This window comes from Candidatus Harpocratesius sp. (assembly GCF_054039255.1).
In genome coordinates, this window is sequence record NZ_JBPLBG010000042.1 from 45,544 (window position 1) to 57,624 (window position 12,081).

General features: G+C 29.4%; 10 protein-coding genes. 3 read left to right on the forward strand and 7 right to left on the reverse strand.

The window, feature by feature from the left end:
* Window positions 1–77: 77 nt before the first annotated feature.
* Window positions 78–1,331 (forward strand): alanyl-tRNA editing protein, encoded by a 1,254-nt coding sequence (locus ACXLDF_RS09985; protein ID WP_457558377.1) that lies wholly within the window; start codon window positions 78–80, stop codon window positions 1,329–1,331.
* 75 nt (window positions 1,332–1,406) lie between these two features.
* Here ACXLDF_RS09985 and ACXLDF_RS09990 read toward each other — a convergent pair whose 3' ends face one another.
* From ACXLDF_RS09990 to ACXLDF_RS10000, 3 genes are all read right to left on the reverse strand, one after another.
* A complete protein-coding gene (locus ACXLDF_RS09990) occupies window positions 1,407–2,804 on the reverse strand; it encodes a site-2 protease family protein (RefSeq protein WP_457558378.1) in 1,398 nt (465 codons plus the stop codon).
* Window positions 2,805–2,985: 181 nt separating this feature from the next.
* A complete protein-coding gene (locus ACXLDF_RS09995; protein ID WP_457558379.1) occupies window positions 2,986–4,005 on the reverse strand; it encodes an AN1-type zinc finger protein in 1,020 nt (339 codons plus the stop codon).
* Window positions 4,006–4,079: 74 nt separating this feature from the next.
* Entirely contained in the window at window positions 4,080–6,131 is a 2,052-nt protein-coding gene (locus ACXLDF_RS10000) for a DNA methyltransferase (RefSeq protein ID WP_457558380.1), read from the reverse strand.
* 93 nt (window positions 6,132–6,224) lie between these two features.
* Here ACXLDF_RS10000 and ACXLDF_RS10005 point away from each other — a divergent pair, with 93 nt between their 5' ends.
* Both ACXLDF_RS10005 and ACXLDF_RS10010 read left to right on the forward strand, forming a co-directional pair.
* On the forward strand, window positions 6,225–6,659 hold the full coding sequence (locus tag ACXLDF_RS10005) for an Lsm family RNA-binding protein (protein ID WP_457558381.1): 435 nt from the start codon (window positions 6,225–6,227) through the stop codon (window positions 6,657–6,659).
* A gap of 119 nt (window positions 6,660–6,778) precedes the next feature.
* A complete protein-coding gene (locus ACXLDF_RS10010) occupies window positions 6,779–7,927 on the forward strand; it encodes a galactokinase (RefSeq protein WP_457558382.1) in 1,149 nt (382 codons plus the stop codon).
* A gap of 20 nt (window positions 7,928–7,947) precedes the next feature.
* Here ACXLDF_RS10010 and ACXLDF_RS10015 read toward each other — a convergent pair whose 3' ends face one another.
* The 4 genes from ACXLDF_RS10015 to ACXLDF_RS10030 form a co-directional block, all read right to left on the reverse strand.
* The gene (locus ACXLDF_RS10015; protein WP_457558383.1) at window positions 7,948–8,442 is read right to left on the reverse strand and encodes a hypothetical protein; all 495 of its coding nucleotides are present in this window, start codon (window positions 8,440–8,442) and stop codon (window positions 7,948–7,950) included.
* 17 nt (window positions 8,443–8,459) lie between these two features.
* Window positions 8,460–10,016, reverse strand: a complete 1,557-nt coding sequence (locus ACXLDF_RS10020) for a coiled-coil domain-containing protein (protein WP_457558384.1) — start codon at window positions 10,014–10,016, stop codon at window positions 8,460–8,462.
* A 112-nt stretch (window positions 10,017–10,128) separates the two neighbouring features.
* Window positions 10,129–10,920 (reverse strand): hypothetical protein, encoded by a 792-nt coding sequence (locus ACXLDF_RS10025; protein ID WP_457558385.1) that lies wholly within the window; start codon window positions 10,918–10,920, stop codon window positions 10,129–10,131.
* Between the two features lie 29 nt (window positions 10,921–10,949).
* Window positions 10,950–12,074 (reverse strand): AAA family ATPase, encoded by a 1,125-nt coding sequence (locus tag ACXLDF_RS10030; protein ID WP_457558386.1) that lies wholly within the window; start codon window positions 12,072–12,074, stop codon window positions 10,950–10,952.
* Window positions 12,075–12,081 lie beyond the last annotated feature (7 nt).

The window sequence follows — 12,081 nt, forward strand, 5'->3', positions numbered from 1 at the left end:
CTTCAATTAAACCATCTTCTTTTTTATTTGTTAGGAAGCGCTTTTTTTAGAGATGACACATTTGAATTCATAAGATAATGACAGCTGAAACGTATTCACCTGCTAAAACTATAGAGTTATTTTATGAAGATGCTTATCAAAAAGAGTGTGAAAGTCGTGTTCTTTCCTGCATTCCCATGAAAGATAAATTCGGTATCTGTTTAGATCAAACAATTTTATATCCTGAAGGTGGTGGAGAACCAGGAGATCATGGAATGATAAATCAATATAAGGTACTTGATACCATCAAAAAAGAAGGAAAAATATATCATTTGACTGAAAAGTCTATTCCAGAAAATACAGCGGTTAAAGTTCAATTAGATTGGGAATTTCGGTTTGATTTCATGCAGTCTCATACGGCACAACATCTTCTTTCTAGTGTTTTTTGGCACCTTTTCCAAGGACAAACGCTTTCAGTTCACATGAGTGAAAAATCAGCACATATTGACTTAGATCTACCAGAATTAAATTGGGAAATGATTAATCAAGTAGAATTAAAAGTAAATTCCCTTATTCAACAAAATCTACCAGTAAAAACCTACTGGATTCGAGATAAAGACAAATTACAACAAATTCCTTTAAGACGACCTATTAAAAAGATGTCTGAGAAGGGAGCCCGCATTGTTGAAATAGATGAATACGATTATTCTGCTTGTGGTGGAATGCATATTCGAAAATTAGGCGAAATTGGTATTGTTAAAATTCCAAAATGGACAAAAATTAAAGAAGGGGTTCAAGTTGAATTCCTTTTTGGTATGCGCGCTGTTTATGATTATGAAAGAAAGAATGAAATTATTTATAGATTAACCAATGCATTAACTTGTCAAGACTTAGAATTAGAAGATAAACTTATTTCTTATCAAGAAGATCTTCAAAAATTGTCGAAAAAATTAAAACAAATAAATGCTCAATTAATCGAATACCAAATCCCTGAAATGCTTCAATCTGCTACAGATATTAATGGAATCAAAATTATTTCCCACATTTTTGAAGAGAAAGAACCCAAAGAAATGAAACTTATCCTTAACCAATTTTTGAAAAATTCAAATATCGTTTGTTTATTTGCAAATGTTATGCCTAAAGAAGATAAAATACTTCTGTATTTTGCCCATTCTCTGGATAAAGAGAAAGGAGATCTCCATATTGGGAAAGTTCTTAAAGAGGTTTTACCTTTAATTAAGGGAAAAGGCGGTGGAAAACCCAATTTTGCACAAGGGGGAGGTTCGGGCAAGTTACCTGAAAGTCTTTTCCCAATGGCAGAAGAATTAGTTGTTAATCATCTGAAAAAATGAAGAGAAAGAATAAAAAGATTAAAAATGCGTTAATTCGTTTTATTCCTTATTTTTCATATTTTTGATAGTTTTTCATTAAGCAAATGAAGGACTGCTGGCTAATGCTATAACCCCAATATAACCTATAATGAAAGCTGCGACCAAGGTAAAATATATTGACTTACGCCAGGATATAATATACTTTCCGTCCATTGCAAACCCTTGAAACTCCTTCGGAATCATATTAAATCCACCTAACATAAAATTGATGCCTGCACTTTGAAGAAAAACGGTTTTTAGCATTGTTGTTGATGAAGGAATTAAAACAGCAATAATTATACTAATCAAACCAATTACAAGATTTACAGCCGGACCTGCCATTTTAATTGCACCCATTTTATCCCGATCTGTTTGAGGATCTACTCCCACTGAAACTGCCGCCCCAGGAAGACCAAATGGAATTCCAACAATTGCTGAAATCAAAGTTAATCGAACACCTTTCTTTACAAGACAGAATCGTGAAGGAAATTGCAATTCTTTCCCAGTATACAAATGACCTAGTTCATGACAAATAAAAGTAATACAAAAAACGAGAGCAGTCGATAAGGGTGTGAGAAAAACATCAGATATAGTCAAACCAATCCCATATTGAACAAAATATATAAGAGAAATAATTCCGAGAACATTAACGTATGTGTGATATATCATCACAAATAATAGGAGAAAAGCAACTGAAATATGCCAAATTTCCGCCCATTCTAATTTAAAAATCATAGAAAAATCTAAACCGAGGTCTTGAGCCACATGTGGTTCAAAACAATTTTTAGGAATTTGTAATTTCTCTCGAACGAGTATAAAACTCGCAGATGTATCAGCAGGATCATAACCCTGGTAAGATGCCAGAGCATTATTCTGTGAATTTTTTGACTGGTTAATCATTGTTGGTGGATTGACTGTTGGTGTAAAAGTAGGATCAAAATATTCTCCACCTGTCGGTGTTACGTAGCTTTTATTATTATTTTTAGGTTGTATTGGTTGATTGGGGAGATTTGAGAGTGAATCAATATTTTCTTCAGGAGAAAGAGTAAGATTTTTATCTTTAATTATCTGGTTCCCTCCTGATTCCTGAAAAAGTATTTTCAATTGCATTAATTTCCCATTCTTTTCAATAGGAACGATAATTTCATCTCCATTTTTTAAAATCTGAGCGGGAGTTTGCTTCAAATTAATATTCCCAAGATATGTGCCATTTGTTGAATTTCTGTCTTCAATAAGATATTGATTAGAATCAGAATCAAATCGGATATTAAATTGTTCTTTTATTACCTCTCCAAATTGATCTTGATGAACAGAAGAAAGTGTGGAAAATTCTTTAGGATTTATTGGAGCTGTTGCGCAATTAACAATTTCTCGTTTACCAATATGATTTACTTCATTTTGAGATAAAATAATTTTACCTTTAATTTCTGGAATGAGAAGAAAAGCATTTTTCATTAACACTTACAAATTCTTTTCTTCGTAAAAAAATTTGTGCTAGAACGTTTGCATTTTCAATTGTGACACTTCAGAAAATATTTGCTTTTACTTTCCTTTTTATCATAGACAGTATTTAATAAAATTTCATCAGTGAATTCTTAAAATTCTCATGGTTTGTAATTAAAATAAATTAAAAAAATTAAATAAATCTGGAAATTGCAAATTGGCTTCCAAATTTCTTATAAAAATAATACCCTCCTGCCAGAGCAGATAATTGTGCAAACGATTCTATAGCAGATCCAGAAAAAGTTGGATTAAATAATCCGAGAATAATTATTATCAAATCCATTCCAATTAAAAAATATAATAGATATTTACCTTTCATTTTAACAGGAATAAAATATAAATACATGCGCATTTCGCGATTTAATCCTGCTAAATAAAGAATAAAGCTGATCATTCCAATTAAAGCAGCCCATTGAACTGAGAAGAAACTTAATTGAAATGCTTGTGAAACATTTGGTGATAAGAAAGGGATAAAAGAAAAGATCAATTGAAAAAGAATTCCTCCAACTATTCCAAAAAGACCACACCCAATATATAGATAGAGAATAAAACGAGTTCCAAATTGCTTTTCTAACATCCTCCCTGTACCAAATAAGATAATCATTACAAATAATAGGGAAAAAATGCTAATAGTTGTAAACATTGATGTAAAAATGCTCCAAATCCAAAATTTACCAAAAAGAGTTTGGAAATTTAGTAAAAAATATGTTGAATTTGATTCAAAAAGAGCAATTAATAGTGCAGCAATTGAAAAAAACCCATTTAATCCCATTAACCAATAAGTACCTTTAGTATTTTGAGAAACACCAAATAATGGTCTAGAAAAACTACGGACTCTTCGAGAATCACGTGATGGAGCAGGTGGCATAGCTGAACGTTCTTGATTTCTAATGTAATCTCTCATTTCTCGATCTAATTGAGTTTCATCACCTTCAAATGGAGTTTCAACATTATTCAAATATCCAGAGGTATTTTTCTGTCCAGGAATAGAAGATGAAGTATATGATCTTTCAGGTTTAACCGTCATTTTAAAAGAACAATTGTGGTTTTCTGGAAGTCGATGTTTCTTACAGAAAGTCCCTCCACAATATCGACATTTAAAGGGTAAATAATCCAAAATTTCATCGCAATCAGGAACGTCACACTTAACCATTTCAAAAATATATAAGTAACCATCTTCTTTATTTGTTGGGATATGAAAATATTATGATCACTGATATTCTCTCTTTATTGAATTTTTTGTTGAATAAGAGAATTAATTGTATATTTATCAGGCGTAAGGACTCCGCGAAATCTTTCATAGATTTTGTTAAAATAATATTGCTTGATACTTTCTGATGAAGATGATTTTTTATCATTTTTCATTATATAATAAAGAAATTCTGTAATTCGGTTGATTAATGGATGAGCTGCTTTTGAAATATGAATAGGATTGGTTAACCACCACTTTTGATCTTTAGTTATAATAAAATCAGAATCTTTACTTAATTCTTTGATAATATCATCAAAGTTTAACAGAGGAAATAAATATTTTTGATAAAGAAATTCATCAATTAAATTAGTTATCCAAATAAAATAGGTCGGTTCCCCTCGTTTTTGCAAAATATTTACAATTATTTGCTTAACTATTTTTAATTTTTCTGAGTAAGAAGTATTTTTTATTGTTTCTTTATATTTTTGAAGATAAGTATGTAAGGATTTTGAAACTAATTTTTGAAATCTGAGATAATAATCACCAATGGGAGTTCCACTATGATGAAGCATAGATTTTATAGATACTCTGGGGGGGAGTTGAAAGAGTATCTGCTTTAACTCAAAACCTGCTTCTAAAACAGATGTAATCAATGCATTGCGTATATTTATAGAAGTATTATGAAATGTAACAACCATAAATTTACCTGGTTTTAAAACTTTGTAAAGAATTTTAAAAGCTTCAGATAATTTGGATTGATAGAATTGTAAATTTTTCTGTTGTTTGGAATTAATTACAATTTCTTCTTTTTGAATCATTGAAATATACTGTTCCATATCTAAACCTATCCATTTTACCCATAATGAACTTAATTCACCATACTGAATGGAATCACCATAAGGTGGATCTGTGAAAATGAAATCAACAGAGTTTTTTGGAATATCAAAATGTAAAATGGACCGATTAATTAATATCGCACTATAACGAGTATCTTTGAAGAATAATTCTAAATTTGGAGCTAAATTAAAGGGAATTTCACAGTTATTATTGCGTTGATTTGATTCTTGTTTTCCACGAAGAATCTTTGTAAAACGGATTTTAAAACAATTCCAAGCATTTACTTCAAAATATTTATTAGGATTCCAAAAAAAATGATGAGTCCAAGAACCAACTTGCATATTTAGTAGATTTTTACCACGACGCTTATCAATTACCCAAACCATTTTACTTGCTTGAGCTACTGCAGCTGTAAGAGTAAACAATAGGATTTCTTTTATTGAATTGAATTTAACAGGTAATTTTTCAATTTTATCACGGAGCCAAGCGAGAAATAGAAGAGCTCGCTTTGAAAATAAACTCGACAAATCGGGATTCTGTCGAAGAGAATGACGTAATTGAAGAAAGTTTATCTGATTTTGATACTGAAATTTAAAATCTAGAAAGAATTTACTCAATTTTTGAAATTCTTTATTTTTTTTAATCTTTTCATGTAGAGAGGTTTCCAAATTGGAGATAAAATGAGCATATTGAGAAAAAGATTCATCTTTTGGTTGTAATTTCAATGCACCACAAGTTGAACAGAAAAATCGAATCTCAATTAGCGTATCAATAAAATTTTCTAATGGAATGTAAGAATTAGATTTGTTTTTTGGAGTACTTTGCCAAACTAAATGGGTTATTTCAGCAGATTGATGACAAATTGGACAAGATAAATGATAAAGTTGTGAATAAAGAGAATTTGGTTGTTGAATTAAATTTTCAAGAAAAAAAAAACCTTCCTTTAGCAATTTTAAATTGATAGGGACTCCTGTATTTTTACAAATAAAAGAAGAAATAGGGTTGATATCGATCCCGATTGCCTTACGATGATTAAACACTGCTTCAAGGATAGTTACCCCTGAACCCATGAATGGATCAAGTACGATTTCACCAGGTTTAGTATAACGTCGAATATATTCACTAACAATATTTGCTGGTTTACGAGCCCAATATTTATGCATTAAATACATGGAAGTGTGTGTCTTTGGAATAACTACATAGTCAAAATCTAGTTTAGAACCCAAATTGCTTGGATTTTTGATTTTCACAGTAAAATAACTCCATTTCTAATGAGTAATGCATAAAAATATAGGAATGGGGGAATCAAAAAGTTTTTCATTTAGTTTGACTTAGAATAATCTATGAGCAGCTCAACGGCAGCGCGGGAATTCAATAAACAAATCGCTAATGCCTTGCAATCAATGGTTAAAGTAATTCTTGAACATGAATACCCAGCCCATTTTTACACTGGAAGGTTAGTAGGAATTGATATGACGCATACGATTTGTCTTGAAAACGCTCGAAATGAAAAGAAAAGAAAATTAGGAACAATTTTTATTCATGGAAATAAATGGGTTTCGTTTACAATTGAAGGAGAACCATTCCCAATGGAAGAATTAGCCGCACGTTTACGTAAAGTATTACCGGGAGAAACTATTAAGATAAGTGATGATAATTCAATCAGTATCCTAGGTGGAAAAGTAATTATTACCGAAAAAGGTGTAGAAGGTCGAGGACCAACAGCCGATCGTATTCAAAAAGTCTTTGATTCATTTGTTGCAGATATGAATCATTAAATTCTACTTCAATTTCTTTTTTATTCTTTCTCTTTTTAATTATATCCAATTTTTCTACAATATTTAAAGAAGAAAACTATTTAATCATTTAAAATAAAGAGTATGTGGGGAAAAGATATATGGAAACAGAATTAGTAAAAAAAAAACATCAAGAAATATTCGGTTGTGATCCAGAAATTATTGTTTTTGCTCCAGGAAGAATTAACTTGATAGGGGAACACACTGATTATTCTGAAGGATTTGTCATGCCCATGGCAATTGAAATGGGAATTACTGTTGCAGTTTCTAAAATTCCAGATTCTTCAGTAATTGCAGTATTTTCTATTGATTTCGATCAGAAAATGGTTGCTCTCTATAGTGATTTTAGTAGAAGTAAAGCTAATTGGTTTAATTATCCAATGGGCGTTGCAAAAATTCTACAAAAGAAAGGATATAATATTGGTGGAATCAGGATTACATTCGCTGGAAATATACCACAAGGCGTAGGATTATCTTCTTCAGCAGCTCTAGAGGTTGCAGTTGCATTTGCTATAAAAAATCTATATTCACTTGATATTTCAAATACAGATCTTGCAAAAATCTGCCAACAAGCAGAGCACGAAGTTGTTGAAGTTCAATGTGGAATCATGGATCAATATATTTCACTTTTAGCTAAAAGAAACACATGTATGTATCTTGATTGCCGGTCACTTAAATATGAATTAATTCCATGCAATTTTGCACCTTACCATTTGATTATTACAAATTCAAATGTGCTTCACAAATTAAGTCAATCAAAATACAATGAACGTGTTAGTGAATGTACAGAAGCAGTCAAGATACTTAACTCATCAGATCAGAAAAAAACATTAAGAGATTTTTCTTTAGTAGATCTTGAAAAAATGAAAGCAATAATTCCAGAAAATATCAAAAAACGAGCAAGACATGTTATATTAGAAAATGAACGAGTGAATAAAGCAAAAGAATTCCTTACTTCCAACGATTTTGAATCATTTGGAAAACTTTTAAATGAATCTCATGCAAGCCTAAGGGATAATTATGAAGTAAGTTCCAAAGAACTTGATTGGTTGGTTGAAACTGCTATCTCAATAAAAGGTTGCTTGGGATCTCGTATGATCGGAGCAGGATTTGGAGGGTGCACGATTGGTTTATTCACAGATGAAGCATTAAGCGAATATAAGAAAAAACTTGGAGAATATGAAGAAATTTTCGGCAATCGTGCTGTAATTTATGAATCAATTCCATCTGATGGTGCACATTGCCTATAATTTTCAAAAAATCTATATAGTTATCCCTTTTTTTCTAAAAATGAAAGAATTTCATGCAAGTCTACATTATTAACAATATCTTTACAAACTGCTTTTCCTATTGGTGTAATAAGCACTTTTTTTATTCCTTCTTGTTCATGTATTTCTAAATACTTGTATTCAATGAGTAAAGAACATTCATTCCAAACATTCTTGAAAATTTTCTTAAGTTCCTGTTCTGTAATGTTTGTTCCTAATTCTTTATAAAGAGCAATTAGACTGACTAGAATACCATACATTGTTGGTGAAATTTTTTCATCTTTACCAGGTGAAGTAAGAACATAGAATTTTTCTCCTAAAAAGCTTGTACGAACTAAAGAAAAACCTATATTTTTTAGTTGTTTTATTACTTGGCTCATAATACCTTCAAATGAGTCATTTTGGATTAAATTTTTTATATCTTCCTCTTTAATCTGTGGAGTTTGGTTTTGTAGGATAATTTGACAAATTTTTTGAACATCTGTAATTTCGGTCATTTTAAAACCTCTACTTTTTAAATTTTAATTTGAGTGGGAATATCATAATTCATGGAAGTATCAAGAAAAATTACAATTTTTACGGGTTTTATGGATGATAACTCCTTAAAAATATTTGAAAAGTGTTCTGTTGCTTTTTTAAAGCTTTGTTTGCTGGTAATTGTGGGATCTAATCCTGAAATGCGTATTGGGATTAAGAATATTTGATTACTTAAATAAAATGAAAAGATACAGCTTAGATAAAGTATTGTTTTTTGATAACGAGTTAAATCAGATTTATAATTCAAAGATTCTCCACTTGCTTTAAAAAAAAGTAGAGAGATTTCTATTCTTGTGTTTTCATCTGAGATTGAAAAATCAAGATTGCATGATATATTAATAGGATCAATTAAAATATTCAGCCAATTCTTAAAATCAATTAATTTTTCAATTTGATTTCTTGTATCATGATGTTTTTTAAACAAAAGATTATTAATCTTTGATTCATCTTCCCATGAATGTAATTCTTGTGTAAACTGATCAAATTTTAAATTCCAAACTTTTTCAATATCTGGAAATTTAGATATTTTAAGATTTTTTACTAATATTTGATCAAATTCTTGAATTTTTAATTTTATTTTTTCTATTATTGATTGAATTTCTGAAACTGAACTATATTTTATAAAATCAGAACAATTATCTTCAATATTTACAGATTGATTATTAAATGATTTTAAATTATCTGATTTTTTAATGGTTTCTTTTGATATTTCATTGATTTGAGAATCTATCATCTGAATTTTCCTTAAAATTTGCCTCAAATCATCAGATTTCTCTTCTAAGATAGGTTTCAAATGAGATATTTTTTTATTGATAGATTTGAAGGTTTGGCGTTCTTGATTCAATCGTTTTTGCAATTCTCGACTTGATCTCATCAATCTTTTCCTTTCTAAAAGTAATTTTTGATATTCTTTTTCAATGATAGATAGCTTGTTTTTAATTCTGCTTTGATCAGGAGATATATCATTATCTTCCATCTCACCAATTTTCTCTTGATATACAATTATTCTAGGGTCTAATTCATCCATTCTCTTAGTTATTTCATTTGTCTGCAGATACAATTCTCTTTGTTGATTTTTTAATTGTTTTAATAAGATTTCATAGTTTTCTTTCTTTTTATTATATTGATTATATTGGATTTCTATTGCTCGAACTTCGTCTTGAGCTATTTTTTCTTCAGATTGGAGTTTTTCTCTTTCATTGATTCTTTGTTTGATCAGATTCTCTCTTGATTGAAGATACTTAGAACGAGACACTTCAATTAATTGTTTTAATTTACTTTTCAGTACAACTAATTCTTGTTCTTTTTTCTTTTTTTCATAAATTATCCAATGTATTTTATCTAAAGCATAAATTCGTTTAATATATTTTTGTATAGAGATAAGTGAGTTAACAAGATATTCCCAATTTTGAAGTAAAGTAAAATTTGAATCATAATTATCATTAGAATTGCCATTTTCATTATATGTTTTTGATATTTCAAATAAATAGGTAGGATTACTCAAAATTTCTGAAATATTCTCACGCCAATCCAAAGGAACATACGGCTTAATATTTTTAATATTTAGACTGGAATCAACACTTATATAATTAATAACATTTGGAATCTCTATTTTTCTTACTCCAATTTTAATAAAGTTATTTAAGTTAATTTTTATCCCTCCTAGTCTTTTTTTGATACTTTCTTCGCATAGTTCCTTTTCTTTTAGCTCTCTTCAACTCTCTATCAGACAAGGCAAAAAATTGTTCATAATTATCAAAAGATTTTAATTGTTCTTTCTTTTTTTCTAAAATTTCCTTTCTTTCTAAAGCTTTCTGATATTTTTTACGTAATTCTTGACTATCATCCATTTTTCCAGTTTGTTTAGAAGAAAGATCCGAATTTCTAATAGTTTGCATAAATTCTTCAAAGCTTAATGGATGTTTTTTATATGCAATTTTAAATTTTTCTCTTAAAAATGGATCGACAGTAATCGGTACATTTTGTAGAATAAAATTAATTTTTTGATTTATTGAGGTATCATAAAATTGAAATAACTCATTTAATACAATTTGCATTTTTGAAGATTTAAACAAAGGTTCTTTCAATAAATACCAGTTTTTTAATGGAAAAGTAAAAATAGGAAAGATTTCTTTCTTAACTTTATATATTTTTTTCTCTTTAATAAACTTCAATCCTAATTTTTGTATTTCATCCTTTGAAAGAATCCTGAAACGAGAGAAAACATGACTTTTAAATTCTTTATTGATTATATCTTGAATTTGTTGAAAAAAATCCCCTGTTGAGTTAAGATATTTTTGGAGCATATTTTTATCTGATTGCAATTTTGAACTGGAGATAGATCTTAATTTACTTTTACTTTCAGAAATGAATATGAGTATTTCCTCAATTTTATGGATAAAATTCCGAGATTTATCAGAATGATATTCTGGAGTCATGTTATAAATTTTCACTCTTGAGTTTTTTATTAAAAATCTAAATCAATATCTTCTAAACTTGGATTCTCTTTAATTTGGGAAGAATTTGTATCAGATCCTTCAGAACCAGAATAGCCTTGATTTTTAGAACTATTTGAAATTTTTGAATTTCCGATATCTGATAGTTTTTTACTTTGGATTACATGTGTTTCAGTTCCACCAACCATTTCTAATGATCTAAAATAATCATCATAAGTTAACATTGATTTTTGCATTGCCTTAAATAAAGCAACGCGCATAGCTCGTTTCAGATCTGCTCCTGTATATCCTAAAGTTTTATAAAGAATTCCTGCTTTGCCTTGGAGTTTTATTTCATCGAATATCGAATAATATTCAGGATCTGTTAATTCTCGTCCTAGTTTTTCCTTTTTCTTTGTATACATTGAATATATTAGGTTATATTCTTCTTCCATATCTGTATGAAATCGTACATCAATACCAATTGAAGCTTGTTCAACTCGTTTTAAGAAAGAATCAATAATTTGTTTTCGAATAATAAAATTTGGAAAAGGAAATGATAAATGATATGTAAAACGCCGCCAGACAGCACTATCCAATTGATGTTCATGATTTGTTGCTCCAAATATCGCTAATGGAATACCTTCGTAAGCTACTTTATCAATAATCTGTAAAAATGAAATTACAGCACGCTTTATTTCACCAACTTCATGAGCATTTGCTCGCTCACTGCAAATAGCATCTATTTCATCAAAAAATAACACAAACGAGCCATTTTCACGAGCAATTTCACTAGCTAAATCAAAAACACCACGAATATTTTTAACAGTATCACCTAATAAAGGAGAAACTAATCTGTCAGCTTCGACTAAGCCCATGATTATTTGATGTCGTTTTGCCATTGCACGAGTAAGCGCAGTTTTTCCAGTTCCAGGAGGACCATATAATAACATTGTGAAAACTGGTGTAATTTTTGCTTTTATCATTTCAGATGAAATTTCTTCATACTTTTTTAAAGCTAAAAAGAAATCTTCCATCATTTCTTTTTTTTCTTCTAATCCGATAATATCTTCGACATCTTCTTGGATATCATCATACGCATAGATAGAACCATATTTCTGAAAACGTTCTTTTATTTCGTCAATTTTAAATGGCATTATTTAA

Excerpts from the sequence above, each read along its gene's own strand:
- ACXLDF_RS09990 (WP_457558378.1), bottom strand. The coding sequence starts at position 2,804 with ATGAAAAATGCTTTTCTTCTCATTCCAGAAATTAAAGGTAAAATTATT.
- ACXLDF_RS10010 (WP_457558382.1), top strand. The coding sequence starts at position 6,779 with ATGGAAACAGAATTAGTAAAAAAAAAACATCAAGAAATATTCGGTTGT.
- ACXLDF_RS10015 (WP_457558383.1), bottom strand. The coding sequence starts at position 8,442 with ATGACCGAAATTACAGATGTTCAAAAAATTTGTCAAATTATCCTACAA.
- ACXLDF_RS09985 (WP_457558377.1), top strand. The coding sequence starts at position 78 with ATGACAGCTGAAACGTATTCACCTGCTAAAACTATAGAGTTATTTTAT.
- ACXLDF_RS09995 (WP_457558379.1), bottom strand. The coding sequence starts at position 4,005 with ATGGTTAAGTGTGACGTTCCTGATTGCGATGAAATTTTGGATTATTTA.
- ACXLDF_RS10030 (WP_457558386.1), bottom strand. The coding sequence starts at position 12,074 with ATGCCATTTAAAATTGACGAAATAAAAGAACGTTTTCAGAAATATGGT.
- ACXLDF_RS10005 (WP_457558381.1), top strand. The coding sequence starts at position 6,225 with ATGAGCAGCTCAACGGCAGCGCGGGAATTCAATAAACAAATCGCTAAT.
- ACXLDF_RS10025 (WP_457558385.1), bottom strand. The coding sequence starts at position 10,920 with ATGACTCCAGAATATCATTCTGATAAATCTCGGAATTTTATCCATAAA.